The sequence below is a fragment of the Allorhizobium sonneratiae genome (genome assembly GCF_023700755.1).
Taxonomy (GTDB): Bacteria; Pseudomonadota; Alphaproteobacteria; order Rhizobiales; family Rhizobiaceae; genus Allorhizobium; species Allorhizobium sonneratiae.
Genome location: NZ_JAMKOJ010000001.1, coordinates 1 through 26,981, shown reverse-complemented (window position 1 = coordinate 26,981; position 26,981 = coordinate 1). Strand labels below are relative to the sequence as shown.

The following is a 26,981-nucleotide window of genomic DNA, read 5'->3' as shown; positions in this document are numbered from 1 at the left end:
CATTCACTCCTTGCCGTGACCTGAACAATGCTCGCACAAGAGCCGCCCTCTTTCGACGGCGGCTTTTTTGTTGTGAATTTTGCTCTTGATCAAATCATCAGATGACTTTATGATTTTATCATGCAACCACTTCACCGCACCAATCTGGCGGACACCGCCGCCGAACAGATCCGTGACGCCCTTGCCGAAGGGCGCTGGTCTGTGGGCGAGAAGCTGCCGAATGAACAAGCCTTGAGCCAGATGCTGCAGGTCAGCCGCGGCACCGTGCGTGAGGCCGTGCGGGTGCTGGTTGCTGAAAGCCTTCTGGAAACGCGGCAGGGATCGGGCACCTATGTCCTGTCGCTGAAGCCGAAAGCGGCTGTGCTGGATGCAGCCCTTCATGCCAGCCTTCTGGACCGTGTTGAGGCGAGACTGGCGCTGGAGGTGGAAGGGGCAAGGCTTGCGGCAGCACGGGTGAAGCCGGAGACGGCGCGCCAGCTTCATGCACTGCTTGATCAGCGTGGCGAAGCCGCCGACGACCCGGACAGGGCTGCCTTCATTGCCCGTGACCTTGCTTTTCATCGCGCCGTCATCGCCGCAGGACAAAACCGCGCCCTGCTCGATCTCTATGATTTCTTTACCGATTCCATCACGCAAACCATCGCCGCCACCACCGGCGGCCTGCTGCCGGAACCGGATATGGCCGCCCACCGCGCCATTGTCGAAGCCATCGCCAGCGGCAATCCCGAGCGCGCCGATGCGGCGGTTCGCCAGTTCATGCGCCCGGTTCTCCGGCATCTTCAGGAGGTTCTCCCATGCAACGCGCCGACACCAGCCTGACCCTTGCCGATGAACTGTTGATTGATGCGGAGGTCGAGACGGTTGTGCCGGAACGGCAGGGCCGCTCGTCTCTTTCCCGTGTGATCCTCGGCGTGAGCATGGTGCTGATCGCCTTCAATCTCAGGCCGCTGTTTTCCAGTGCCTCAACCCTGCTGCCGGAAATCCGCACCGCCTTTGCCCTGTCACCGGTGGACGCCACCCTGCTCACCACGCTCCCCGTGCTTTGCCTTGGGCTGTTTTCCCCGCTGGCACCCAAGCTTGCCGATCGTTACGGCGCGGAAAAAACCCTGCTGGTCGTGCTGCTTCTTCTCGGCCTCGGCATTGGTCTGCGCGGCTTTGGCGTGGTGAGCTTGCTCTATTTCGGCACGGCCATGGCAGGTGCCTGTATCGCCATCGGCAATGTGCTGCTGCCTGGGCTGGTGAAGCGGGATTTTTCTGGCAACGCTGCCCTGATGACCGGTCTCTACACCATGGCGCTTTGCGGTGGCGCTGCGGCTGCCGCCGGTCTCACCCAGCCGATCAAGGCTATGACCGGCTCAATCGAGATGGGGCTCGGCCTCTGGGCTCTGCCCGCCGGACTTGTCTTTCTGCTCTGGCTGCCGCAAAGCCTCTCCCGCCATGCCGCCCATACGCCGTCCAACGTGAAAATCCGCGGCCTGTGGCGCGATCCGCTGGCCTGGAACGTCACATTGTTCACCGGCCTGCAATCCGCGCTCGCCTATTGCGTTTTTGGCTGGCTCGCGCCCATTCTGCGCGAACGTGGCCTCGATGCGGTGACGGCAGGCAATATCGTCTCCGTCTCGGTCATGATCCAGGGCTTTGCCTGCATTCTTGCTCCGCAACTGGCCGTGCGCGGCAAAAACCAGAGCCTTGTCAATGCTGGCGCCGTCACCATTGCCGTTGTCGCCCTCATTGGTTTTCTCTTTGCGCCACTTTCCACCGTCTGGCTCTGGGCCGTGTTGCAGGGCATCGGTCAGGGCAGCCTGATCGCGCTGGCCATGACCATGATCGTGCTGCGCTCCGGCACGCCGCAAATCGCCGCCCATCTCTCCGGCATGGCGCAATTTGTCGGTTATTCTCTTGCTGCCGGCGGGCCGCTTCTCGTCGGTTCGATCCGCGCCATGACCGGCAGTTTCCACGAAACCGCCTTTCTGTTTCTGGCCATCGGGCTTGGTGCCGCCTGGAACGGCTGGCGCGCAGGCAGAAACCTTCATGTGACAGCGACGATCATCACCCGGCAAGAGCGTAGCGTCTGAGGCATAGGTTATTGCCTTCGCGCAAACAATTTCATGTTTCAAGGCCCGCTCAAACGCTCTGGGATTTTGTGTTAACCCATTTGTGGAGGCCAAACCGTTTCACACTTTTCCTGTGAAGACTGGGAATTGTTAAAAAACGGGAAAATTGGGTACAGGAGGGGCAGATTGCACAATCTTGAAGCAGATATTTAAGCCAATCTTAAGAGGCGCTGCTTAGGCTTTCCTAAATATATAGCAAGAACGTAATCCTCAAGATTACGGGCGCATTACGGGGACGCGCCATAAAGGGATCAGCGCCATGTTCATAGATCGCATTCTTTCCCGTTTTACCATTCAGACCAAGGTTCTGATTTTCATCGTACCTTTCGTGCTGATCATCAGCGCTGTCGGCTTTACCGGGCTTTATGCCACCGGTCTGTTGCAGGGACGCATGGACATATCCAACGATGTCATGCAATCCCTGAGCGGTTTTCGCGATGTGTCTGCCGCGATGAACAGCTTTTTGCAGAACACCACGCCGCAAACCCGCGATGCCGTGACCGAGAAGCTGAAGGATCAGCAGTCCATCCTGTCCAGCACGCTGTCCCGCCTCACCAACACGTCCGATGGCCGAGACCAGCTGGAAAAGACCAGAAATGACGTCAATATCGTGCTGGATCGCATCGATAGCCTATGGGCTCTGAACCAGAAGGAAGTCACGCTGCGCAAGGACATGAACACCATGATCTCCACCATGGTGAGCGCACGCTTTTCTCTCAACACGGCCATGACGGCCATGAACCGGAAAATCAATGACGACGAATGGGCAGCAAAACAGGCTCTGGAAAAAGCCAGCACCATCGCTGCAGCCAATGCCGATCTCGGTGATATTCCGCGCCGCTTTGCCGCGCTGACAACGCCGCGGGAAAAGATCCAGTTCGTCAAGGACTCCATGCCCGTGATCGAGGCGCGCCAGTCCGATCTCGCTGCCGTGCTTCCGGCTGCCGTCAAACGCGTTTCCCGTGCTTTGGACGCGATTGTCACGGAACTGAAGCCACAGGTGCAAAATGGTGATATGACGGCAGAAACGGCAACCGCCATCGCCAGCAGCATGCAGGAGCTGGCCACGCTGTCGACCACCCTCGATCGGGTTGCCACCCAGGCGCAAAAAGATGCAATGACGCGGTTCAATGCACTCGACAAGCCGGTCGAACAGGCAAGGAAGCTGCTCTTCAACGGCAACAATCTGATTGCGACAGCCTATGGCGTACAGGTCAATGCAGTGCGCTTCATGCAGGCTCCCGATGCCGGAAGCCTCAAACAGCTCGGCTATGATCTGCAGACGATCAAGGTGCGTTTGAGCGCGCTGAAAAGCAGTGCCGGCAAAGATCAGACCATCCTGCCCCTTTATGAGAAAATGGTACCGATACCGGACGGCTTGCAAAAGACCGGCCTGTCCCTGATCGAGGTGACAAAACAGCGCAACGCCGATTTTGCCGCAGCCGCAACCGATCTTGACCGCATCTGGAAGCAGCTGACCGCCTTTGCCGAAACCCAAAAAGTCAGCGCGACGGTTGAGCGGCGTGATGCCAACTCCATTTCCCTGGGCGCGACGCTGCTTGGTCTGTTCGTGTCGATTTTTGCCGGCATCGGACTGGTTTTGACCTTCAAGGGACCGATCGGCAGGATCACCGCAGCCATGCGCAAGCTCTCTGAAGGCAGGCTGGATACCACCATCGATGGCGAGGCACGGATCGACGAGATTGGCGACATGGCGCGTGCGCTTGGCGTTTTCAAGCAGAACGCGCTCTCCAAGATCGAGATCGAAAAGCGCAGTGAAGCCGATCGCGCTGCCGCAGAAGCAGAGCGGCTGCGCAACGATCAGGAAAAACAGGCTGTCGAACGGCAGATCGAATTTGCCGTCAACGAACTGGCCGCAGGCCTTGGACGGCTGGCCGAGGGCGATATCTCTGCCACCATCGACACCCCTTTCCATGGCCGTCTGGAACAGTTGCGCAATGATTTCAACGCCTCGCTCACCCGCTTGCAGCATACAATGCAACTGATTAGGTCAAACAGCCTCAGCATCAGCAACAATGCCGGCGAAATGAGTGCGGCAGCCGATGAGTTGGCCAAGCGCACAGAGCAGCAGGCCGCTTCACTGGAGGAAACTGCCGCCGCTGTCGAGCAGATTTCCGTCACCGTCAAATCTTCCGCCAGCCAGGCAAACGACGCCAACGCCATTGTTGCCGACACCAAGGCTGCCGCCGACGCCTCTTCCAAGGTCGTCGCCAGCGCCATCGACGCCATGGGCCGGATCGAACAGGCCGCCAGCCAGATCGGCAATATCATCGGTGTTATCGACGAGATTGCCTTCCAGACCAATCTTCTGGCGCTCAATGCCGGTGTCGAGGCCGCCCGTGCAGGTGATGCCGGCAAGGGCTTTGCCGTCGTCGCTCAGGAAGTCCGCGAGCTTGCTCAGCGCTCCGCAAACGCCGCCAAGGACATCAAGGGCCTGATCACAACCTCCAGCAACGAAGTGGCAACAGGCGCTGAACTGGTTCAGCGCACGGGGCAGGTTCTCTCGGAGATCTCACGCAAGATCGTCACCGTTTCCGAACGCGTTGAAGCCATCGCCGTTGCCAGCCGCGATCAGGCAACGGCGCTCGCTGAGGTCAACACCGCCGTGAATGGCATGGATCAGATGACCCAGCGCAACGCCGCCATGGTCGAAGAAACCAATGCGGCAACCCGGCAGTTGGCCGAGGAAACCGATGCTCTGATGGGGTTGGTCAACCAGTTCAAACTCGATACCGCTGCCACCAGCCAGATGAGACCCCACAGGGCCGCTTGATTGACCGGCTCCGCAATCAGCTCTTCACCGAGAGCATCGGCCGAAAAGCAGGAATCGGTTTTCGAAAAAGCCCGATGCTGAAACAAAATTTTAGAGCATCATGCCTGCCCCGATTTTCGGCACGATGCTCTAAATCGAATGGATATCCCATTCAATCTCTTCGGTAAAACCCCAGGTTTCTTTCAGAACGATGAGAGGTAACCTGCGTCTCAGTGACTCGACCGGTTTTACCGGAGACCCCAACTCATCCGAAGTCGGGTCTATGATACGCAAGACGACGACCAAGTTCCCCTACTGCATAATTCCTGAAACCGATTCCGGTATGAGGAATGATGGAATAACCGCGAGCTTCGTCAGACGAGGATCATATCCGTGCCAATCCAAACACACCAAAAGCATGCCGTGCAAAGCCGCTGAACGTTTAGAAAGACAAAAAAACGAGGGCCTGCCGGTTGCACCTCGAACCTGGCAAACCCTCGTCTGAGGACTTTTTCATCGGGACATGAACGATTTATCCGGCCAGTCGTCTTTGGCCATGATTTCGCATCATCTCGGCATTTGCAGCCTGTTCAGCTGTTTTGAAGCGCGCCAGAAGCTCGGACAGCCGGATGGATTCTTCGGCCAGTCCAGCACCTGCAGCATTCATTTCCTCCACCATGGCCGCATTCTGCTGCGTGGCCTGATCCATGTGGTTGACGGCTGTATTGACTTCCGACAGCCCTGAGGATTGTTCCTGCGCGGCCGTGGCAATGGCATCCATATGTTCGTTGACCGACTGAACAAGGGTCGCAATTTCCGAAAGCCCATTGCCCGTATCATTGACGAGTTTGACGCCTTCATTGACCGCCACCGAGGAATTGGCAATCAATCCCTTGATTTCCTTAGCGGCATTGGCCGAGCGTTGTGCAAGTTCCCGCACTTCCTGAGCGACGACGGCAAAGCCCTTGCCGGCATCACCTGCACGGGCGGCCTCGACACCGGCATTGAGCGCCAGAAGATTGGTCTGGAAAGCAATTTCGTCGATAACACCGATAATCTGGGTAATCTGTTGCGACGCCTGCTCGATACGGCTCATGGCGGTGACGGCATTGTTGACCACGACACCGGAATGCTCAGCTTTCGACCAGGTATTGCGAACGATATCACGCGCCTCGCGGCTGCGTTGCGATGTCGCCTTGACATTGGAGGTGATTTCTTCGAGTGCAGCCGCCGTCTCCTCAAGTGAGGCGGCCTGCTGTTCTGTCCGCTTGGCGAGATTGTCGGAAGCTTGTGAAATTTCATCGCTGCCGCCACGCACCATATTGGCAGATTGACCTACGGCCAGCAAAACCTGACGTAGTTGTCGCACGGACGTATTGAAGTCATGGCGCAAAGCTTCAAACTGCGGAGCAAACGTCTCGTCGATCTCACAGAGCAGATCACCGGAAGCAAGCCGTTGCAAGCCACTGGCCAGCGCGCCTGTTGCCGCGTCAAGACGCATATTGGCCTCTTCCTCGGCCTTGCGCTGCAATTCGATCCGCTCCGTTTCACCACGACGGCGATTTTCCTCCGTATGCGCTTCAAGATCTTTATTTCGAATGGCTGCCTGACGGAATATTTCTACAGATCTCGCCATATCGCCAATTTCATCGGCACGACCATTAAAGGGAACATTGAGATCGGTATTGCCATCCGCAAGAACTTTCATGGCAGCCGTCAAGGAACTGATCGAGGAGACCACGCGTTTCACAACGACCAGGAAGCCGACCACGATGATGGCGATGACGGCAAGCAAAAGCCCGGCATAAAAGATCAGATCATTGAAGGCGCGGTCCATTTTCCTATGCGCTTCATCATTCAGGCTTTTCATGGCCGCCAGTGGCAATTCTGCCAGTGCGGCCTGCGCCTCATTGCTCGGCCCTATCCAATCCGCAGCGGCATAATCAACCGGCTGATGCTCGATCGCCTTCTTGTACATGGCGTCGCGCATCTCAAAAGCCCTGCCTTGATTATAACCGGCATTCACCTGTGCCAGGACAGCCTTGAGATCCGGCGGGGTGTTCGGATGATCGATCAAGGCGGCCGCCTGATTGAAACCCATGGTGACAATGGCATCCTGGCGTGCAAGCGTCGCAACCTCCGCCGCCGTCAGTGGCTTACCTGTCGTTGCGGTTTTTGTCAGATAAATACTTTCGGTTCCCGCTGCAGAACGGGCGGCCCACGAATTGGCGCGGATCTGCAGGATATCCGTCAGACTGTTGTCGAGAGAGCGGATTTTCCCCTCAACCGCGAGAGATGAATTCTCAAGGGTTTTGATATACTGGCCGCCGTCCTTGAACTGCTTGTCATTGACCAATACATTGCGCTGGGTATTTTCAAGTTTGAATTGGCTATCCATATCAGCACGATAGGTGTTTATCGCCTGATAGCCCTCTTTTACTTTATCGACCCATTGCGAGACGTCCTTGTCCTGGCTGAAATTTCCGGAGACAGCCATGAAATCCTTCATGCCGCTATCCACGGCGTTGCGAAAACCTTCAAGCTGCGCAATGAGCGGCGGCGTATCAGCCAGTTTCGTCAGGAAAATCGTATTGGCGCGACCCCGTTCGAGACGGTAATTCAGCAATATCGTGAACAAGGCTTTATCAAGCGAAGTATAGGAGGTCACGGCCTGATAATTGCTGTAGTTCTTGTAGGAGGCGTAGAGCGAGAACGAAACCTGGACCCCAAGCGCCACCCCCAGCACGAAGAGAACGGAAATAAGTATATTCCGGATGGAAAACATGCAGCGGCCCCCGCAACAGAACTGTCATTACGGTGATGTTTGTCACTCAAAACATAAGGTAATGTTAAAAAAGCTTGATAGAAGCAAAAGATGGCAATTGCGACAGAAGACAATGCCACCATATAAAATTTAAACAATATAAAATATAATATATCGCTTATTAAAAATGATATTGGAGCGCATCACAACTGGATAAAACCAATTCGGAGCCCTTATCAGAGCGTTTCAGGAAGGAAACGATGTAACGATACGAACCGTTTCCATGGCTCCCTCCAATGAAATATCGAGGCTCTGGGGACATTCAAGGCGTAAGCCCTGTTCAATCGCGCGCGCCATGGCTGCACCGGTCAAGCCCTCTTCCTCGATCACGCAGGCAAAGCCCAGCGCCAGTAATTTATCAGCCCTGACGGTCTGTTCTGTTTCACCGCCACTGGCAAACGGCACCAAAAGGGCTGGGCATCGCGCCCGCAACACATCGCAAACGGTATTATAGCCAGCTTGCGAGATCGACAGTTTTGCTTCAGGCAAAAGCGCCGGGAAATCCGGACGGAAGCGGAAAAACGAAACCGTTTCCGGCACGCGCGCGGCGAAGCGGGCAAAATCGTCCTCCGGCAGATTAGGGCCGGTGATGACGCACCAACGATGCTGGTCATTGAGGATATCACGCGCGTCCAGCGCCGCTTCGATCAAAGCTGCCCCCACCGCGCCGCCACCGGCAGATACCACGATATCGAAACGATCGGCAGAAGGCTCCGGCTTCGGCGCGGCGACAAGTCCGGTATAATGCAGCCTGTCTGCAATCTCCGCCGCCAGCGGAAAACTCTCTTCCAGCCGGACGAAATGGGGATCGCCATGAACAAGCACACCATCGAAATGCGTCTTCACCACATGAACGGTCTCTTCATCGCGCCCGGGTTTGCGATTTTCCTGTAAAATATCCCGGATCGAAGCAAAGAGCAGCGGCTTGGGCTGGGTCAGCCGGATCTCTTCCAGCAGCGACAGCAACTCAAAACGCACCTGACGGCGGCCGAAAGGAAAGGCCTCAAGAATGACAATATCAGGCCGCGCCTCGTGAAAAGCCTTCAGCAGCATCAGCGTGCGCTTGACCTCGAAGTCTCGCGTCACAGCCTGACCTTCAATATCCACCAGTCCGGAAAAGCCAGTGGCAGCGGCAACCGGCGGCAATTCCACATGGTTCACACCAGGGCCGGGAAAGCCCTTGACCGGCAGCCCCCCGGTGACCAGCGTCACCTGATGACCGGCCTCCACCATGGCGCCGGCAATGCGGCTTGCCCGCGCCAGATGACCAATGCCCAGAAGATGCTGGACATAGAAGAAAATCCGCTTCGGTTCTGTCGCTGGCTCCGTCATCCGTTCCATCCCTGTTCAAACAATGTCGTCAGATCCCGGATACTGCTGCGATAGTCGAAATCGCGCCGCACCTTTTGCTCTGCCGCCGAACCAAGCCTTGTCCGCAAACCCGGATCGCGCACGGCGCTTTCCAGCGCAGCCGTCAGCGGTTGAAAGTCATCTGGCGGCACCAGAAGCGCATTTTCACCATCGACAAACAGTTCCGAAATTCCCGACACCGTGGTGGTGACCGCCATCAACCCCTGACTTGCCGCCTCGACCAGCACATTGGGCAGGCCATCCCGATCACCATCGGCGGTGATCCGGCAGGCAAGGGTAAAAAGATCGCTTGTCCGGTAATGCTCCAGCACATCCTTCTGGTCCAGCGCCCCTTTCCAGACGATCCGGTCCGAAAGCCCAAGCGCATCGGCCAGAGGCTTCAGCCGCTTCAATTCCTCGCCACCGCCAATATGGGTCAACCGCCAGTGCAGGTCTCCCGGCAAAGCAGCCAGCGCCTTGAGCAGAATATCATAGCCCTTTTTCGGCACGGCACGGCCAACCGAGAGGAGCTGAACGGGATCGTCCGCATTGCTGCCATCCCGTGATGACCGTCTGCCCTCAAAGGATGGAAACCGGTCGAGATCGAGACCATGATAGCTGAGATGCACGCACTGGCGCGGCTGAGCCAGCGCGCTCAATCGCTCATAGCCTGTGCGTGTGCAGGTTACCGCCCAACGGGCATTGTGCAGTTTGTCGGCCAGATCCCAGTCCTCAGAGGTCCAGATGTCCTTGGCGTGCGCCGACACGCTCCAGCCGAAACCGCCGAGCAGGCTCGCATAAAAGGCGACGGAGGCCGGTGTATGAATGAAATGGGCATAAAGCCATTCCGCATCCTTCGGCCATTCCGCCACCAGCACCATGGCCTGGCCCAGACGACGAAACCGGTTGCGGGAAACATCGCGCGGCAGATCCTTGAAAAACTGCGCCAGAATCGCCCGGTATCCGGCCCGCCGACGCACCGCCCACCATGCCTTCAGCACCCTGACCGGTTCCTCATGCAGATATTCCGGCAGGTAATGCACCGGCGCGCGAATGTCATCATGCACCGGATGACGCTTCGTATCTGTCGGACGGCGCATGGCGACAAGTTCAAGGGTGAAACCCGCCTGTTCCAGCCCCAGCAGTTCCTGGGCAATGAAGGTTTCAGACAGGCGCGGATAGCCCTTCAACAGGACGGTGATCTTCTTTTTCGTCACGTCAGCCTATCCCTGCACCACCGTCAGATAATCGGGGTGCTTTCGCGCCAGACACTCCTCGACCATCGCGGCAATGGTTGGCAGGCCTTCCAGTTGCAGCCCCGGTGCCGTGACCGATGGCGGCTTGCGCGTCCAGACCTGTCGGATCGCATCGGCAAAGGCCTGCGGATTGGCCGATTCCTCGGCACTGATCATATTGACCAGTCCCAGTTCCTCGCCCCGGCTCGCCCGGATCAGCTGTTCCTGTCGCGGCTGGGTGCGCGGCACGATCAGGGCCGGCTTGTCAAAGGACAGGATTTCGCAAAAGGTGTTGTAGCCGCCCATGGCCACCACTGCCTTTGCCCCGACCATCAGGTCTTCCAGCCGGTTGTCAAACTCGATCATCTTCAGCCGTGGCAGTTTCGATCCAGCCTCCATGAACATCTGCCGTTGTTCAGACGGCATATAGGGACCAAGAACGACGATCGCCTTGTGATCGAGGCTCGGATCGGACTCGTAAGCAGCAATGAAATCCCGCACCAGTTCGGCTCCATCACCACCGCCACCGGTGGTGACGAGCAGATAATCCTCCTCAGGCACATGATCTGGCTTTGGCGTGCCATAAGCGCTGCGCTGAAGAAAGCCAACAAAGCGCATCTTGTCTCTCAAGGCCTGCGGCACCTCGAGACCCGAAAGCGGATCGTGAAAATCCGGCGGGCCATAGACCCAGACATCATCATAAAGCTTTGCGATCTTGGCCATGACGTCGTTGCGCTTCCATTCGGCATCGAGAAGATGCGGCGCATCCATCACATCGCGAAGACCCAGAACGAGGCGTGTGCCGCGTGTCTTCAGATAGGCGAGCGTATCCTCCACCTCGCCGCGCAGGCCAAGCGGCTCCTTATCGATGATAAAAATGTCCGGCTCAAAGCTTTCCGCCGTGTGGCGGATGATCGACTGGCGCATTTTCAGCGTTTCCTGCAAATCGATATGGCGATCCATCGAGGTGTAATCGCCATTGCGAAGCTTGATCACGCTGGGAATTTTGACAAAATCCACCCGCGCCCGGTAATCGAAGGCACCGGCAATGGTGGCGCCTGAAATGATCAGCACCTGAAGCCCGCGAAAATCCTCGACCAGCGCATGGGCAATGGTGCGGCAGCGGCGCAGATGGCCAAGCCCGAACGTATCGTGGCTATACATCAGAATGCGCGCATTGTTCAGCCGTTTCGACATCAGTTCGTCGTCTCCCACGATGGAAGGAAGGGCCGGAGTGTCGCGGGAAACGACAGGATAGGCCCCGTTATTTATAAGGGTCTGCTGCATCCCTAAGCCCATCCCCGAGAAAATTGAAGGCGAGAATCATCACAATGACCGGAATTACGGGGAAGAGCAGCCAGGGGTAAAGCGCAATCACATTGACGGAGCGCGCTTCTGTCAAAAGCACGCCCCAGCTGGTGATCGGCGCTCTCAGGCCTAAACCCAGAAAGCTCAAAGTTGTTTCACCGAGAATCATGCCGGGAATGGTCAAGGTGGCGCTGGCAATCAGATGCGACAGAAAACCAGGGATCAGATGACGACCGATGATGCGGGCGCTGCCGGCTCCCATCATCTGTGCAGCCAGCACATAATCTTCCTCGCGCAACGCCAGAAGTTTTGAACGCACCGCCCGCGCCAGACCTGTCCAGTCCAGCAGGCCAAGGATGAAGGTGATGCCGAGATAGACCAGAAGCGGCGACCAGTCCGCCGGCATGATCGCCGCAAGCGCCAGCCACAAAGGAATGCTTGGGATGGAGTGCAACACCTCGATCAGCCGCTGCACGATGAGATCAAACCAGCCGCCCCAATAGCCTGCCATGCCACCGATAACGATGCCCAGCACGAAACTGGTCATCACACCGAGCAGGCCGATGGTCAGCGAAATGCGCGCGCCATAAAGAATGCGCGAGAGAATATCGCGCCCCAGCCGGTCCGTGCCCAACAGGAAGAAACTGCCGTCCTTGGCCGGGCAGACAAGATGGAAATCCCCATCCACAAGCCCCCAGAAACGATAGGAATCGCCGTGACAGAAGAAGCGCAGCTTTTCGATCCGGTCTGGCTGATCGCGGTAGACCCGGCGCAGTGTGTCCATATCGAGTGTCATCGTGCGGCCATAGACGAAGGGACCGATGAATTTTCCGTTGTCGAAGAGATGCACGGCCTGCGGTGGCGCATAGATACGGTCGATATTGCGGCTGTGCAGATTATAGGGCGCCAGCACTTCGACGATAGTGATCATCAGATAGGCGACGACAATCAAAAGACCGGAGACATAGGCCAGCCGGTGACGGCGAAACCGTCGCCAGGTCAGGCTGAGCTGCGAGGCGCTGGCCAGACCAGACCCTGCCGCGTCATCCTTTTCCGCTGCATAGGGGTCGAAGGGCGCAGGCGAAACATAATGGCCAGCCTGCCCGCCAGCAATTCCGCTTTTCGTTTCGCTCACTTCGTTCTCCCCCCTTGCAGGCGGATGCGTGGATCGAGAAAGGCGAGTGCAATATCGGAAACCAGCACGCCAATCACGGTCAGGATCGCCAGAAACATCAGGAAGGACCCGGCCAGATACATATCCTGGTCCTGCAATGCCCGGATCAGCATCGGGCCGGTGGTTTCGAGCGACAGCACCACGGCGGTGATTTCCGCCCCGGAAATGATCGTCGGCAGGATGGAGCCGATATCGGAAATGAAGAAATTCAGCGACAGCCTGAGCGGATATTTGATCAGCACCTTGAAAGGATGCATGCCCTTGGCGCGCGCCGTCATCACATATTGCTTGTTCAACTCGTCGAGCAGATTGGCGCGCACGCGCCGCACCATGGCCGCCGTTCCCGCCGTGCCGATGATGATCACCGGGATCCACAAATGTTCGAGAATGGATTTCGCCTTGGCAACGCTCATGGGCTGGCGCAGATATTGCGGGTCCATCAGATGGCCGATGGAAATGCCGAACCAGATATTGGCGAAATACATCATCACCAGCGCCAGAATGAAATTCGGCACGGCAATGCCGATCAGGCCGAGAAAGGTCAGCCCGTAATCGCCCCAGCTATATTGATGGGTGGCCGAGTAGATACCGATCGGAAAGGCAATCAGCCAGGTCACCGCGATGGTAACAGCGGAAATCATCACCGTCAGCCAGACCCGGTCGCCCACCACTTCCGACACCGGCATCCGGTATTCGAAGGAATAGCCGAAATCGCCCTCGACGAAACCGGTGATCCAGTTGAAATAACGCACCGGCATTGGTTTATCGAAGCCGTATCGCGCCTTCAGCGCCTCAATTTCCTGCATATCGGCCTTTTCGCCGATGGCGCGCATTTCCTCGACATAGCTTTCGAAATAATCGCCGGGCGGCAGCTGGATGATGGTGAAGACCAGCATGGAGATCATGATCAGCGTCGGGATCATCACCGCTATGCGCCAGAGAATATAGCGGATCACGCCGTCTCCTCCTCAAACCAAAATGTGTCGGGCCGATAAACGCCGAGATAGGAGGTCGGATCGAAGCCGAAGAGACCCCGATCGGGAAGATTGCGCAGGCGCTTTGCCCGCACGACAGGCTGCAGGTCGGAATTGACGATGCCGATGGTAAAGACCTGATCGGTGAAGAGAGACAACATCTGGTGCCAGATCGCCGCACGCTCCATCAAGGTGACGGCGTGGCGCCAGGCATAATAAAGATCGAGCAGCGCCTTTGCCTCCGGCATATCGGGAGGATGGCCATCCGTGCCAGCCGAATAGGTGTAGAGCCCCCAGAGCGGCCATTGCAATTGTTCATCGCTGGTCGGGGCCAGTTCCCGCGGCGACATGTCGGCGGTGGGTATGCCATTGTCGAGCCCCTGCCCCAAAGCCATCACCGCCTCGCCATTCTTCACCCGGCGGCGAAACAGTTCGAGATGGGAGAAATGGACGAAAAGCCGGATGCCCACAGCCCGCATGTGATCGCCGATCAGTTCCATGACATCAGAGCTGAAACTGCCCTCCCCCGAGGTCTCCACCGTCAGCAGCGCCTGACGGCCATCCGGCAAGAGCCGCAGGCCATGCCGACCTTGTCGCGTCAATCCGGCCTCATCCAGCAACGCATTGGCCTGGTCCGGATCGAAACTGGCCCAGGCCTGGCGATATTGCTCGCGAAACAACGGGCTTTCCGGCAGAATACTGTTGGCCGCCGGCTGGGCCAGGCCGAAAAATACCGCCTTATTGACCTCTTCGCGGTTGATCGCCAGAGACAGTGCCCGTCTCACCCGCACATCGCGCATGAGCTTACGCCAGACCGCATCCTTGCAGTTGAGATTGGGCATCAGCGCAATGCGCGAGCCCTGAATACGCTTCCACAGATCGACCTTGATCGGATAGCGCTTTTCCGCGCTTTTCAGAAAGGTGTAATCGTCGAAATTCAGATTGGTGAACTGCAGATCGCTTTCCCCCGTGCCGGTCTTTGCCGCGATCAGATCGCCTGTGCCGACATTGAGCACGAAACGGTCGATATAGGGAAGCTGCAACCCGTTCTGATCGACCCGGTGATAAAAGGGGTTCCGATCGAAGATGAACTGGGTGGTCGGCGGCTTGGTGGTGTTGATCCAGGCATCGAGGCTCGGCAGTTTCGGATTTTCCGGCCGGACCGTGCGCGACATTTTCTGATGCAGCGCCACCCAGTCGGCGACACCATTTTTTTCGATCAGCTTTTTCAGTTTTTCCGGGCTTTGATAGCGCGGGTGGAACTGTTTGAGATAGGCCGATGGCATCATGATCCGGGTGGCGACAGGCGAGGCCTGTTCGGCGAGAAAATCCGGGTTTGGATCCTCCCAGCGATAGCGCAGCGTCAACGCATCCAGCACCTCGAACACCGGCTCCTTACCATTAACCCGAAGATTGGCCGGAATGCCGCCGCGGTAAAGCTCCTTGTTGTGGAACATGTCCTCGAAGACATAGCGGAAATCTTCTGCCGTGAACGGCGAACCGTCCGACCAGCGATGGCCGGGGCGCAGATGCAGGGTGAAGACCCGCTCTTCCTCGACCTCGAAATCCTTCAGAATATCCGGCACGAAATTGAAGTTCAGATCGTAGCCGACCAGCCGGCTATAGCTGTCGATTGGCATATAGCGGATATCGCGCTGGCCGCCGATCAATTGCCGCACCGTTCCGCCATAGCGTCCGGGGGCCAGTTTCGGTCCATCGAGGGTGATGACCCGCGGCGTTTGCGGCAGGCGCGCCTGCATTGGCGGCAGCGTGCCGGAAGCCACCTTGTCTTTCAGACTGTCCGGCTCACGCGCCAGATCCGCCCCGTTCGCGGCAAAGACAAGCTGCGGGCAAAAGGCGGCCCCGGACAGAAGCGACAGCAGGTTGCGGCGGGTGATCACGCGACAAGCTCCCTTGCATCCACCGTGCGACGGGCCAGCACCAGATGCCCGCCGCCGAGATCGGCATGGGTGAGCGTATCGGGATCGCCCTCATCGGAAAACTGCCGCGCCCAGCGCTTTTTCGCCTCGCGTGACGGTTCGCCCATGACCATGAAATCCATGGGATGATCAAGGCTCGGCACAGGCACCGCCGCCAGCAGCTTTTTCGTATAGGGATGAACGGGATTACGCATGATGACATCGCAAGGGGCGATTTCGACAATGCGCCCGGCATACATCACCGCCACCCGGTCGGCCATGTAATTGACCACGGCAAGATTGTGGGAAATGAACAGATAGGTCAGCCCCAGCTCACGCTTCAGGTCCTTCATCAGGTTGAGGATCTGCGCCTGCACCGACACATCCAGCGCCGAAACCGGTTCGTCGAGGATCATCAGATCGGGGCCGAGAGCCAGAGCGCGCGCAATGCCGATGCGCTGTCGCTGGCCACCGGAAAAGCTGTGCGGATAGCGGCCAAGGGCTGTCTCCGGCAGGCCGATGGCATGCAACAGGCGACGCACGGCCTCCAGCCGCTCTGCCCGTGTGCCTCGCCCGTGAATGTCGAGCGGCTCACCGATCAATCCTCTCACCGTCATGCGTGGTGAAAGAGACGAGACCGGGTCCTGAAACACCATCTGTATCGTGGTCCGCAAGTTTTGCAGGGTCTCTCCCTGGGCAGCCAGCACATCCACCGGCCCCTCGCCCCGGTCGAAGATCACCGAACCGCTGTCTGCGGTGAGGCCGCGCATCAGGATCTTGCTCAGCGTCGTCTTGCCACAGCCGCTTTCGCCGACAAGACCGAGGGTTTCACCGCGCATGATGTCGAAGGAGACGTCATGAACGGCGCGCACCGGCGCAACCGGTTTCGAAAAAAATCCGTTCGATGCCTTTGGTCGGAAGGATTTTGACACATGGCGCAGGCTGAGCAAGGCGCCGCTTGCGCCCCCCTCCTTGCCCGGAATGCTGCGGCACGCACCAATGAGGCGCGTCGTATCGACATGGATTTCGCGAAGCGGCTGCAGGCGCTCATTCCGGTTGAGATCGAAATGCGGCACTGCCGCCATCAGGCCTTTCGTATAGGGATGGGCGGCATCGCGGAAAATCGCGCCGACCGGTCCCGCTTCCATCACCTCACCGCGATAGATCACCACCACATCATCGGCCATGCTGGCAACGACGCCGAGATCGTGGGTGACCAGCAGGATCGCCATATTCAGCTTTTCCTGCAGGTCTTTCAACAGCTTGAGAATCTGCGCCTGAATGGTGACATCCAGCGCCGTGGTCGGCTCATCGGCAATCAGCAGGGCGGGGCGACAGATCAGCGCCATGGCGATCATCGCCCGCTGCCGCATGCCGCCTGAAAGCTCGAAAGGATACATATCGAAGACACGACCGGGCTCGTGAAAACCGACCTGAGCCAGCATCTCCTCGATACGCTCGCGCCGTTCCTTGCTGCTCAGCACCTCATGCACCTTGAGCACGTCTTCAATCTGGTTGCCGATGCTGTGCACCGGCGAAAAGGAGGTCATCGGTTCCTGAAAGATCATGCCGATGCGGCGACCGCGAATGCGCCTGATCTGCCGGCCATCACGCGGCAGCCCAAGGAGATCGACCGGGCCCTCGCCCTCGGGATCGTTGAAAATCGCCCGTCCGCCAATATCGGCCAGCGGGGATTCGACGCCCATGATCGAGCGGCCAAGCACCGACTTGCCGGAGCCGGATTCGCCCACCAGCGCAGTGACCTTGCCGGGACGGATGGCCATGCTGAAGGATTTCACCGCCTGCAGCCGCCCCCCCGGAACAGGAAAGGTAACACTGACCTTATCCACATAAAGCAGATCGCTGCACTCTGCCATGCGTCCTTTGCCCCAAGCCCCTTGTCTGATCCAGGTCACCGTAGCTGAGCCTTCAAAGCCTGTCCATGCCTGTTCAGTTTGAAAATAAAGCAGAATTAGACAAGACAAGCGTCGTCACATTGCCTTGAGCAACCATCATCACGAGAGATACATCCCTGTACATCCTCTCCCATCCTGAAACTGCTCAAATAAGAGAGCGATTTGCAGGGATCAGACTGTTCTGACCGACTTGCGCGCCACCGCCTTCTACAGGAGAAATATATGGCTTTTGCGAAAGCAGGCGCGCATTGCCGTAAAAATCACCGAGCATGTTCAGCATCAGGCACTGGATTGAAAAAGCGACGGGCTCATACCGTTGCAACGGTTCTCGATGATGCGCGATGCTTATATGGAATTTCTTGAACCGTTTGCGATTCAAGGCGAAATTATACATGAGATTGAAAGTGTTACAGCGCTGTGCGATTTACAAGCCGCACGGCACTGCACAGTGTGGTCGAAAGAAACAAGCCGGAAACAGCCATGGATCAAACGGAAAAACAGCCCCGCACCCAAAGCCGCGAACGGCTAAAAAATGCGCTGCAGCTGGCTCAGAACGGCGACATCACCGCCGCCCGCCATGAACTCGAGACCTTGGCAAATGACAAGGATGCCCTTGCGGCTGGCGATCTCGGCCCGCTGACGGCCCATGGGCTGCCGCGCAAGCTGCATTCCGCCTTTCTGAAACTGGCAAAAATCGAGAAAGCCACTCTCACCATTCTCGGTCTGCAACAGACTGCCGTGCCGCCACCGGCGCTGCTTTTGCCCTTTTCCCGGTTTTCCGCTGAAGAGCATAGGACAATCACCGCTCTGAACCGGCAGCCAGTGCCGCGCCTTCTGCACCAGATCTGGCTCGGTGCACTGCCGGTGCCAGCCGCCTGTGCCGCCTGGGCCGATCATGCCGCCCGCCACGGCCTGACCTATCGCCTCTGGCGCGAGGCCGATCTTGCGGCGGAAGGTTTCGACAGCGATGCAAGCTTTCAGGCCATGCTGGCAGAAGGCGATTATCCCGGCGCAGTCGATGCGGCGCGCTATCGCATTCTGGAGCGCCATGGCGGCATTTATCTCGATTGCGATTTTTATCCGGCCCGCGACGATCTGAGCTTTGCCGATCTTCTGCCGCTCATCGGTTTAACCGCCATGGCCGAGGATATTGCCCGAAAGACCGGGCTTGGCAGTCTGCTTCTGGCCAATTCCTTCATCGCCACTCCGCCCGGCCATCCGGTCTTCACCCGGATGCTGGAGGCCATGCCGCAGGCCATGGCGCTTCTACCCAAAGGTCCCGCCTGGTGGACGACCGGGCCGCTTTTGTTTTCCGTCGTGGCGCGCGGCGCAAGCCTGTCGCTGGCCGGGGGCCATTTTCTGGCGGCAAGCCTTGCAAGAAAGGCCCCTTTCACCGCCGTGGAGGCTGCGCGTGCTCAGGCGCGCAACAGCGATGGCGGCCTGCTCATTTTGTGGAAGTCATGGTAAGGTCAGAATGTCTCTTGCCGAAACCCAGCGACAGGCCGGATGGGCAAGCGTGAGGGCAAACAAACGCTGCAAAAAGGCCCAGACCGCCGCATCATGCACGAGATGATGGGTGAGAATGCCAATGGCAGCAAGCGGCTCTTCATCCTCGGCAAGACAGGCGGCAATTTCGCCGAACAGCACGTCGGCATCGCGCCCGCCGCGTGTGCCATGCCAGTCCATCACATCCACATGGGTGTTGAGCAGGCGAAGTCCTTCAACCGGTTTCTCCCGCCCGAAGACTGAAAGCGCCCGATATCCCAGCGCCGGAAGCTGTGGCAGCAAGCTTTTATCGATCCGGTTCCACGGCGGCACCAGCATGGGCAGCAGCTTTGGCCCATAAAGATCCTGCAATGTCACAAGACCGGCCCGCATCTCGTCAAGCACGCGATCGGGGCCGCGATGCAAGCCCAGTTCCTGCTTCTTCTCCGCCGGGCCTGCATGGTTTTTATGCTGCCAGCCATGCACGGCAATATCGACATAAGATTCACCCGCAACCCGGTTGACCAGCGCCTGCCCTGTCGGCTCAGGGATAACGGCAAGGGTCAAGGGAACAGAATATTCGCCCGTCAAGGTCAGAAGGCGGTCAAGCACCGGGCCAGGTTCCACCGCATCGTCATCGCGCAGCCAGAAATGCACCGTCCGCGCTTTTGCTGCCATGGCGTCGAGACGCTCGATCAATTGCCGCTCAGTCATCAGTGCCTCCTGATCACGATATCGATGATCGCCGAAAGCCGCCGGGATGCCGCCTCCAGACTGTGATGGGTCCACACGCTGTCGCGCGCCCTCTGCGCCATATTCATCCGCTGGTCTTCATCATCCAGAAGCCTTGTTATCGCCTTTGCAAAAGCCTGCGGATCACCGGGGGGCGTCAAAAATCCGCTGACACCATGGCGCACCACTTCGGGCACACCGGCGACAGCTTCCGCCACCACCGGCAGACCGGCAGCCTGCGCTTCCAGATAGGCCAATCCATAGGCTTCTCCATGTCCCGGCCAGACATAGAGACTGGCCCGCGACAGTTCCACCGCAACCTGATCCGGTGCGCATTCTCCAAGAAAACGCACACGGTCGGGTGCAAAAGATGCAAACGCTGCTTCGACCTCGGCCCGGCAGGGGCCGTCTCCGATCACGGTCAACCGAAAAGGCCGCTCACCCAACGCATGAAGCGCCTCAGCCAAAGCCCCATAGCTCATCATCTTGTCGCCAGGGCGCATCATGGCCACTGTGATCAGTTCTCCTGCCTGCGGATGCGGCGCAAGAGAGAGAAAACGACCGGCATCGATAAAAGGCGACAACCGTTCAAGCCGGGCCTGCGGTGCGATCTGCAACAGCCCGGCCCTGTCGCGTTCAGTGAAGCACAGATTGACCGCCGCGCCCCGCACCATCTCGACAAGCTCGGCCTGAAATTCGGCCCATCGTCCAAGATTGCGGCGGCTGGAATAGGAAGCTTCCACCGTGACCAGTGGACAGGAAAACCGTTCGCAGATTACAGGGCCGATCCGGTCTGGTGCCTTATAATAGGGATGATAGCAGAACCAGAGATCAGGCGCGCCCTCCTGCCGATAAAGCGCCGTCAAGCGGGCAAGTTCGGCCTCGACAGCCGCATCGAACCCGTCCAGCACCGTATCCGGCTCTTTATGAAATGCGCGAAGACGGGAGGCCAGCGTCACCTCATGCCCGGCCAGCCGTAAAGCCTCGATCAACAGCCGCGCCATCAGGCGGTCGCCCGATGGCACTGGATGATCGGGCGATTTCAGCGGTGCATAAAAGGCGATCTTCATCTCGAACTCTCTTCCATCGCCTGCATAGAACCGCAGCCAGAGGCAAGCAAGAGCCTCTCTGCTCTCCATCAATTATCGGTGCATGTGCGTTTCGATCAAGGTTGATTGCAGAAGAGATATCATCCCACCCTTGACTTCCACCGGGGGCGACCGCAACTGAAGCCTATAGAACAAACACTTCAGAATGTGATCCCGCCATGCCCAAACATCCCCTTGCCGCCGAATTGCTTGCCGCCATCCAGTCAAAACGCGCCAAAGCGGGCGTGATCGGCCTTGGCTATGTGGGATTGCCCCTGGCGATGAGCATGGCGCGCGCGGGCTTTTCGGTCATCGGTTTTGACATTGATCCCGGCAAGATCGACGCTATCGAGGCCGGAAAAAGCTATATCGAAGCGGTTCCCGAAACGATCCTGCAAGAGGAATGCGCCGCTGGCCGCTTCACCGCGACCACGGATTTTCTCCAGCTTGCCGATTGCGATGTGATTGCCATCTGCGTTCCGACGCCGCTGACGCGCCACCGTGACCCGGATCTGAGTTTTGTCGAAAATACCTGTCGCCAGATTGCCCGGTCGCTTCGGCCCGGCCAGCTGATCGTGCTGGAATCGACCACCTATCCCGGCACCACCGAAGAGGTGATGAAACCCATTCTGGAAACGTCCGAACTCAAGGCGGGCCAAGATTTCTTTCTCGGCTTTTCACCGGAGCGGGAAGATCCCGGCAACCGCGATTTCCAGACCTCCACCATTCCCAAGGTCGTGGCCGGCGACGGCGAGGATGCCGCAGAGCTGATGGTCGCCTTTTATGGCGCCGTGGTCAAAACCGTGGTCCCGGTCTCCTCCACCGCAACGGCGGAAGCGGTGAAGCTGACGGAAAACATTTTTCGCGCCGTCAACATTGCCCTCGTCAATGAATTGAAGCTGGTTTACGAGGCCATGGGCATCGATGTCTGGGAAGTGATCGACGCCGCCAAGACCAAGCCTTTCGGCTATATGCCCTTTTATCCCGGCCCCGGGCTCGGCGGTCACTGCATTCCGATCGACCCCTTCTATCTCACCTGGAAATCGCGCGAATACGACCAGCCCACCCGCTTCATCGAACTGGCGGGCATGATCAACACAGCCATGCCGCATCATGTGGTCGAAAAACTGGCCGAAGCGCTGGATCGCAAGGCAGGCAAGGCGCTCAGCCGCTCACGCGTGCTGGTTCTGGGTCTGGCCTACAAGAAAAACGTGCCAGACATTCGTGAAAGCCCCTCGCTCAAATTGCTGGAACTCATTCTCGAACGCGGCGCGGAAGCGGCCTATTACGACCCCTACCTGCCGGAAATTCCGAAAACTCGTGAATATGGCCATCTCAAGGGTCGGCGCAGCACCAGCTTCGATCAGCACACCGTGAGCGGGTTCGATGCCGTGCTGATCGCCACCGACCATGACTGCATCGATTATCAGGCACTGGCCGACTGGTGCCCGCTGATCATCGACACGCGAAACGCGCTTGCCAGACGAAACATCGCCGGGCAAATGGTCGTGAAAGCCTGAAGATATAGAAAATCAAAAAAGAAAAGATGTTTAAGCCCCTGTGCGGGCGGCCACAAAACCGCCCCAAACAGAAGAGAAACAGGCGTCACTGCATCAGAACAACCTGACGAAGACGATTGTTGTCGAGTTCGGATGTGGCAAGACGCAGACGCTCAGCCAGTGCACGGCTGATTTCAAGACTGGTGCGGGGGCTATCGGCCATCACCTTGGAGAGGCAATCCTTTCCGATACGAAGTGCTTCAACCTGTGTCACGGCCTTGGCCGTAATCGTTCTTGGACCGTCGCAAAGAAGGGACATCTCGCCGATAATGGCATTGGACAGTGCTTCGCCAACCTTCATCTCCCCTTGAGAGGTTGTCGTTGTCAACTCGACCTGTCCACTGAGAATCACATAGGCTGCGTCTCCCATATCGCCTTGGCGAAACAGGCAATCACCCTCCCCGTACGTTATTCGCTGCGATGCGAAGGCAAGGAGTTTCAACTTGCACGCATCGACATGCTTGAAATACGGAACGTTCCGCAAAAGCTGGACTTCGTCACATAGCAACATGGCTGCCACCAATTCCTCTTTTGCCGTGGCCTTATCCCCTTAGGCCACCAGCGTCTTGAAGATAGCATTCTCATTGCCCAGAGTCTCGACCGAACCGTCGGCGACCACCGAGCCACCATCGAATATAACCACTCTGTTGAAGTTTTTTGACAGAGAGACATTCGACAAAACCCACATTACAGTTGGATCATTGTCCTGCGCGCGCAGAAAAGCAAGAACTTTGAGCACAATTTCTTCTTGTGTGCGCTGATCCAGGCCCGGTAACGGCTTATTGAAGATATAATAGCTGGATCGTCGCACCAGTGCCCGCGCCAGATTGAGCTTGTGACGCTGAATAATCGTCAGTCTGCGCCCGCCGCTCCCCACATCGAAATCCAGCCCCAGCGCAATAAAACGGCCATAGAGGTTCATCTCTTCCGACAATTGTGCGGCAATGGCCCTGAATCGCGTCTGGGCATCCGGAATGCGCAGAACAAGTTTACCGAAAATCACATTTTCCCGAAGCGATACGGCCGCCATATAGCGATGTGGATCGTATCGCTCGATATTGTCGCGCAAATGCGTTGGTAGGGCATCGTAAAACACGTCCCGCGCCGTAACGATCTGGTTCATGATATCATGCGTCAGAACACCCAGACGATAGCGCGGCTCGATATAACGGAAGCTGAGGCGGATCATCGCCCTTTGCTCTTCTTCACTCGGCAAGGGCCGACTGCGCCCCTGAAGCCTTTGCAAGGTCTGCTGATAATAAGCCACCTCTTCGGCGGACAGAATGTCGAGTTGCTGGAAAAACGGGTGATCAGGCGCAAGCCCGCCGAAGATTTCCACCAGATTCTCAGCGATCTGATAGCCCATTTCATAAAACAGGCTCAGCAGCCCCGCCTGAGCCAGCACCTCATAGAAATAATCACTCTGATAATGGGCAGACCCCAGTTCCGGCGCCGATTTCAGCGCACCGAACAGCAGATTCTCACCCACGGTGGCTTCGCTGTTATAGGTCTTGGGGTCGAAATGCACGACGAGATGCGACAGGCCTTGCCGGGCCAGCTCATCGCGGATAGCCAGCCGCAACGCCACGACTTTGTCGGCCAGATCGGCGTGTTCAAGCGGATCGAGCATGGAATGCAGTGCCAGTTCCATCACGTCCTGCGTCAGTTGCACCGCATCCAACGCTTTCAAGACGGTGTTTTTCAGATCGTCAGGGTCACCCGTCTGGATAGAGGTCGTGCTGCGATCGATCCAGTCGGCATTGATATCGAGGTCGCAATTATCTGCCAGTTGCGCCTCGCGCACCTGCCAGTTGCGTTCCACGGCCTGACGGCCGGTGTAGACAATGCTGTTGATCGGCACATGTTTGAGACCGTAGAGCAGATTATCCCTCAGGCTGCCGTGAAAGAAATATCCATCTGACGACAGATAGGTGATCGCTCGTCCTGTAACAGATTCAGGTAATTCATGGATATCGGCATCTCCCAGCATGATGCGACCGGCAATCGGCCAGTTCAAACGACCGAAAGCTTCAGCCAGCAATTCAGCACCCTGTCCGTGATTATCGATCACCGCCACAGTCTCACCCGGCTGCAGACGCAACGTCACCTTTTCCACCGCTTTGGCACCGCTGCCATCCTGAAGTGTCACAGTATTGGCAACCAGCGGATCTTTGGGCAAGAGCGCTCCGGCCGGCGATGGCCGCTGCAAGGCCGGATCGATCAGATTGGCGGGTTCGAACTGCTCCAGAACCTGCTCATATTTAACCTGCACATCCTGCCGCGACTGATCCCAGTCGATCAATTCCTTGAGTGGGCCTGGAAGATCTTTATAGGCATTGATCACCGCAACCAGCTGGCCGACATCCAGTCGGCCCTTGAGAGCAAAATAGCCACCAATCGAATAAAAAAGAAAGGGTGTGAGCTGAGATAGAAAATTATTGAAGAATTTGACGAAAAACTTCCACTGATAAAGATCGAAACGGATGCTGTAGATCTCACCCAGCCTCCTGGCAATATCGGCACGCTCGTAATTCGAAGTGTCAAAGGCATGGATCGTGCCGACACCCTCAACGATTTCCCCGACACGTCCTGCAAGATGACGCGCTGTTAACTGACGGCGGCGCCCAAGATCAATCAACCGGCGGCGCATTTTCGGTATGATGCCAACCTGCATCGACACCATGACACCCGCGATCAGACCCAGCCAGACATTTTGCAGAAAGATGAAGATCATCGCCGCCAGTGCCTGCCCTCCCAGCATGGCTGGCTGAACGAAAGCGTCACCCGTGAAACCACCGAACGGCTCCACCTCATCACGCACGATCGTCGAGAGTTCGGAGGAATGAACCTGCTTCACATATGTCGGCGGGAACCGAAGGATCCGATCTACCAATTCATAGCGGATCCGGCGTAAGAGCCTCTCGCCAACACGGCCTTTGTACGTATTGATGTAGAACTTGAACAGACCATTCACAATGACCAGAAGCAGGAATATCCCGCTTAAAGCCATAAGGCTTTGCATCCTGCCGAGTGAAAATCCATCAAAGGATAAGGTCCAATCGGTAAAAGGCAGCGGATATTCAAAAGCAAAGAAGGCTTGATGCGCATCTGGCATCTCGAAACCGCTCCCCTGGATCGGCCCGTTGATAATCCGCTTGGGCAAATCAAAGGACAGGAAATACGGCACCATGGAGAAAAGAACGATAGCAAGCACCCATATCTGCTGCTTGTGCGTATGCCGCCAGATATAACGAAGGAGGCTTTTATCCATCATCAGTTTCGCACACCCGGAGCATATTCGGCAGTTTTCTATTTCTCTTCCGTGCTTTGCCTGGCAGGCTGTCTGTTTGTCTACACAGACTCATTTCAGCCAAGAGAGAAAACATTCCGCGAAGTCACGCTCTGGTTATCGATCAAAGAGAGACGAAAAACAAGCGTTTAGCAACCAGCTTCAATGCCTTCACCGAAAGAGACGTCTTTCTGTCACGGTCAAATGAAATGAGGCAGGAGATTCTGTCAGCTTAAAATTCACGTCGAATTGCATGTGATTGCACAATGTATATAGAGCCTGCAGAATTTCACTTTTGCGGATAGGTGAATGTGAAGCTCTCGGTAAAGGGTTTCCAAAAGCCCGGCACGCCGCTGGTGCGACCCGTTTCATGATGCAGGCCCTTGGCATCGGGTGCATGAATGATCAAAGAGATCGTATATTCACCATGGCCGTCCAGTTTGATATTGGCGGCATAATGCGGGCCATCCTTAGCTGTCATCGGCTGCAGATGTCCACGGGATTTCCAATGGGTTCCTTTTTTGATCAGACTATAATCTATCGTCAGATAAGGAACCCAGGAACCACTTGCGAATCCCCATGGATTGCCTGGCGCGGCTTGAATATCCGTTTTGAGATGAACAACATCAGCCCCTCTCGGCATCGCAGCTTTTGGCGCAACCGGCTCTGCCCCCTTGGTATAGCTAGCGGAAATATCAAGATTCATAACATGCAAAGGTCCGCCAATCGGTATGTCAGGTCCGGCTTCAGCCAGGGCATTCTCAGCCAAAAGAATGGTCGCACTCACTGCCGCAGCATAAAAAACAAGGCTTCTCTTCATTATCCACCTTCACATCAATCAGCCGTCATGAATACAACATGCCGGAAAAAACACCGAATCAAAATCGGTCATATCATCATCCACTCCTGCGCCCAAAGCATGTCTCGTTTTATTGTCCTCAATAAAATGATACCGTACATGCGACAAAACAAAGGCTTAAAGCACGTTAACTAAGGCTGATAAGCCACAACGTGCTTTATTTTCTCCTTAAATCGGAATCGATTTAAGGAATTATGCATTAAAAATGGATGAGTGAACCGTTGCACGGTCAGCGGCCATGGCTGGGGTTTGGTGGTGGTGAGGTATGTATGGACGGCTGTCCAACTGGGACATTGCCTTACGTTTTGTTCTGAGGAGGCTGTTTTGTTGGGAGATATTGGTTGCGGGGGCAGGATTTGAACCTGCGGCCTTCAGGTTATGA

General features: G+C 57.1%; 21 protein-coding genes. 6 read left to right on the top strand and 15 right to left on the bottom strand.

Annotated elements, in window-relative coordinates; all coding sequences use genetic code 11:
- Positions 1–120: 120 nt before the first annotated feature.
- The 3 genes from NAC44_RS00105 (at position 121) to NAC44_RS00095 (ending at position 4,908) form a co-directional block, all read left to right on the top strand.
- Positions 121–819, top strand: a complete 699-nt coding sequence (locus tag NAC44_RS00105; protein ID WP_250936669.1) for a FadR/GntR family transcriptional regulator — start codon at positions 121–123, stop codon at positions 817–819.
- Positions 795–2,075, top strand: coding sequence for a CynX/NimT family MFS transporter (locus NAC44_RS00100; RefSeq protein WP_250936668.1), 1,281 nt, complete (start codon positions 795–797; stop codon positions 2,073–2,075). The genes NAC44_RS00105 and NAC44_RS00100 overlap by 25 nt, the downstream gene beginning before the upstream one ends.
- A gap of 298 nt (positions 2,076–2,373) precedes the next feature.
- Positions 2,374–4,908 carry a methyl-accepting chemotaxis protein gene (locus NAC44_RS00095; protein WP_250936667.1) on the top strand — a complete coding sequence of 845 codons (2,535 nt, stop codon included), beginning with the start codon at positions 2,374–2,376 and terminating at the stop codon, positions 4,906–4,908.
- A gap of 511 nt (positions 4,909–5,419) precedes the next feature.
- Here NAC44_RS00095 and NAC44_RS00090 read toward each other — a convergent pair.
- The 9 genes from NAC44_RS00090 to NAC44_RS00050 form a co-directional block, all read right to left on the bottom strand.
- Positions 5,420–7,672 carry a methyl-accepting chemotaxis protein gene (locus NAC44_RS00090; protein WP_250936666.1) on the bottom strand — a complete coding sequence of 751 codons (2,253 nt, stop codon included), beginning with the start codon at positions 7,670–7,672 and terminating at the stop codon, positions 5,420–5,422.
- A gap of 225 nt (positions 7,673–7,897) precedes the next feature.
- Positions 7,898–9,043 carry a glycosyltransferase family protein gene (locus NAC44_RS00085; RefSeq protein WP_250936665.1) on the bottom strand — a complete coding sequence of 382 codons (1,146 nt, stop codon included), beginning with the start codon at positions 9,041–9,043 and terminating at the stop codon, positions 7,898–7,900.
- Complete coding sequence (locus tag NAC44_RS00080) at positions 9,040–10,278, bottom strand: glycosyltransferase family 4 protein (RefSeq protein ID WP_250936663.1); 1,239 nt, start codon at positions 10,276–10,278, stop codon at positions 9,040–9,042. Before NAC44_RS00080 ends, NAC44_RS00085 begins: the two co-directional genes overlap by 4 nt.
- A 6-nt stretch (positions 10,279–10,284) precedes the next feature.
- Complete coding sequence (locus NAC44_RS00075) at positions 10,285–11,493, bottom strand: glycosyltransferase family protein (RefSeq protein WP_250937595.1); 1,209 nt, start codon at positions 11,491–11,493, stop codon at positions 10,285–10,287.
- 67 nt (positions 11,494–11,560) lie between these two features.
- Positions 11,561–12,718: an ABC transporter permease gene (locus tag NAC44_RS00070; protein WP_420839844.1), complete on the bottom strand. Its 1,158-nt coding sequence runs from the start codon at positions 12,716–12,718 to the stop codon at positions 11,561–11,563.
- 17 nt (positions 12,719–12,735) lie between these two features.
- Entirely contained in the window at positions 12,736–13,734 is a 999-nt protein-coding gene (locus NAC44_RS00065) for an ABC transporter permease (protein WP_250936659.1), read from the bottom strand.
- A complete protein-coding gene (locus NAC44_RS00060; RefSeq protein WP_250936657.1) occupies positions 13,731–15,653 on the bottom strand; it encodes an ABC transporter substrate-binding protein in 1,923 nt (640 codons plus the stop codon). The genes NAC44_RS00065 and NAC44_RS00060 overlap by 4 nt, the downstream gene beginning before the upstream one ends.
- Entirely contained in the window at positions 15,650–17,548 is a 1,899-nt protein-coding gene (locus tag NAC44_RS00055; protein WP_250936656.1) for a dipeptide ABC transporter ATP-binding protein, read from the bottom strand. Before NAC44_RS00055 ends, NAC44_RS00060 begins: the two co-directional genes overlap by 4 nt.
- Before the next feature lie 184 nt (positions 17,549–17,732).
- Positions 17,733–17,981: a hypothetical protein gene (locus tag NAC44_RS00050; protein ID WP_250936655.1), complete on the bottom strand. Its 249-nt coding sequence runs from the start codon at positions 17,979–17,981 to the stop codon at positions 17,733–17,735.
- Positions 17,982–18,067: 86 nt separating this feature from the next.
- On the opposite strand from NAC44_RS00050, the gene NAC44_RS00045 reads away from it, so the two are divergent.
- Positions 18,068–19,054, top strand: coding sequence for a glycosyltransferase (locus tag NAC44_RS00045; RefSeq protein WP_250936654.1), 987 nt, complete (start codon positions 18,068–18,070; stop codon positions 19,052–19,054).
- On the opposite strand, the gene NAC44_RS00040 is transcribed toward NAC44_RS00045, so the two are convergent.
- Positions 19,046–19,786, bottom strand: coding sequence for a polysaccharide deacetylase family protein (locus NAC44_RS00040; protein ID WP_250936653.1), 741 nt, complete (start codon positions 19,784–19,786; stop codon positions 19,046–19,048). The genes NAC44_RS00045 and NAC44_RS00040 overlap by 9 nt on opposite strands.
- Complete coding sequence (locus NAC44_RS00035; protein WP_250936652.1) at positions 19,786–20,874, bottom strand: glycosyltransferase family 4 protein; 1,089 nt, start codon at positions 20,872–20,874, stop codon at positions 19,786–19,788. The genes NAC44_RS00040 and NAC44_RS00035 overlap by 1 nt, the downstream gene beginning before the upstream one ends.
- Positions 20,875–21,071: 197 nt before the next feature.
- Between NAC44_RS00035 and NAC44_RS00030 the strand changes: the two genes are divergently transcribed.
- Positions 21,072–22,412 carry a nucleotide sugar dehydrogenase gene (locus tag NAC44_RS00030; RefSeq protein ID WP_250936651.1) on the top strand — a complete coding sequence of 447 codons (1,341 nt, stop codon included), beginning with the start codon at positions 21,072–21,074 and terminating at the stop codon, positions 22,410–22,412.
- A gap of 85 nt (positions 22,413–22,497) precedes the next feature.
- Here NAC44_RS00030 and NAC44_RS00025 read toward each other — a convergent pair whose 3' ends face one another.
- On the bottom strand, positions 22,498–22,962 hold the full coding sequence (locus tag NAC44_RS00025; RefSeq protein ID WP_250937593.1) for a cyclic nucleotide-binding domain-containing protein: 465 nt from the start codon (positions 22,960–22,962) through the stop codon (positions 22,498–22,500).
- Between the two features lie 39 nt (positions 22,963–23,001).
- A complete protein-coding gene (locus NAC44_RS00020) occupies positions 23,002–25,665 on the bottom strand; it encodes an ABC transporter transmembrane domain-containing protein (protein ID WP_250937591.1) in 2,664 nt (887 codons plus the stop codon).
- Here NAC44_RS00020 and NAC44_RS21305 point away from each other — a divergent pair.
- Positions 25,552–25,893, top strand: coding sequence for a hypothetical protein (locus NAC44_RS21305; RefSeq protein WP_250937645.1), 342 nt, complete (start codon positions 25,552–25,554; stop codon positions 25,891–25,893). The genes NAC44_RS00020 and NAC44_RS21305 overlap by 114 nt on opposite strands.
- 136 nt (positions 25,894–26,029) lie before the next feature.
- On the opposite strand, the gene NAC44_RS00010 is transcribed toward NAC44_RS21305, so the two are convergent.
- On the bottom strand, positions 26,030–26,560 hold the full coding sequence (locus NAC44_RS00010) for an iron transporter (protein ID WP_250936650.1): 531 nt from the start codon (positions 26,558–26,560) through the stop codon (positions 26,030–26,032).
- A 231-nt stretch (positions 26,561–26,791) separates the two neighbouring features.
- Positions 26,792–26,981, bottom strand: a 190-nt coding sequence (locus NAC44_RS00005; protein ID WP_250936649.1) for a hypothetical protein, incomplete at its 5' end; no start/stop codon positions are given.

Bases quoted from the DNA above. Each gene is read 5' to 3' on its own strand.
- NAC44_RS00105 (WP_250936669.1), top strand. From the start codon at position 121: ATGCAACCACTTCACCGCACCAATCTGGCGGACACCGCCGCCGAACAG.
- NAC44_RS00100 (WP_250936668.1), top strand. From the start codon at position 795: ATGCAACGCGCCGACACCAGCCTGACCCTTGCCGATGAACTGTTGATT.
- NAC44_RS00095 (WP_250936667.1), top strand. From the start codon at position 2,374: ATGTTCATAGATCGCATTCTTTCCCGTTTTACCATTCAGACCAAGGTT.
- NAC44_RS00090 (WP_250936666.1), bottom strand. From the start codon at position 7,672: ATGTTTTCCATCCGGAATATACTTATTTCCGTTCTCTTCGTGCTGGGG.
- NAC44_RS00085 (WP_250936665.1), bottom strand. From the start codon at position 9,043: ATGACGGAGCCAGCGACAGAACCGAAGCGGATTTTCTTCTATGTCCAG.
- NAC44_RS00075 (WP_250937595.1), bottom strand. From the start codon at position 11,493: ATGTCGAAACGGCTGAACAATGCGCGCATTCTGATGTATAGCCACGAT.
- NAC44_RS00055 (WP_250936656.1), bottom strand. From the start codon at position 17,548: ATGGCAGAGTGCAGCGATCTGCTTTATGTGGATAAGGTCAGTGTTACC.
- NAC44_RS00050 (WP_250936655.1), bottom strand. From the start codon at position 17,981: ATGTATAATTTCGCCTTGAATCGCAAACGGTTCAAGAAATTCCATATA.
- NAC44_RS00045 (WP_250936654.1), top strand. From the start codon at position 18,068: ATGGATCAAACGGAAAAACAGCCCCGCACCCAAAGCCGCGAACGGCTA.
- NAC44_RS00040 (WP_250936653.1), bottom strand. From the start codon at position 19,786: ATGACTGAGCGGCAATTGATCGAGCGTCTCGACGCCATGGCAGCAAAA.
- NAC44_RS00035 (WP_250936652.1), bottom strand. From the start codon at position 20,874: ATGAAGATCGCCTTTTATGCACCGCTGAAATCGCCCGATCATCCAGTG.
- NAC44_RS00030 (WP_250936651.1), top strand. From the start codon at position 21,072: ATGCCCAAACATCCCCTTGCCGCCGAATTGCTTGCCGCCATCCAGTCA.
- NAC44_RS00025 (WP_250937593.1), bottom strand. From the start codon at position 22,962: ATGTTGCTATGTGACGAAGTCCAGCTTTTGCGGAACGTTCCGTATTTC.
- NAC44_RS21305 (WP_250937645.1), top strand. From the start codon at position 25,552: ATGCGCATCTGGCATCTCGAAACCGCTCCCCTGGATCGGCCCGTTGAT.
- NAC44_RS00010 (WP_250936650.1), bottom strand. From the start codon at position 26,560: ATGAAGAGAAGCCTTGTTTTTTATGCTGCGGCAGTGAGTGCGACCATT.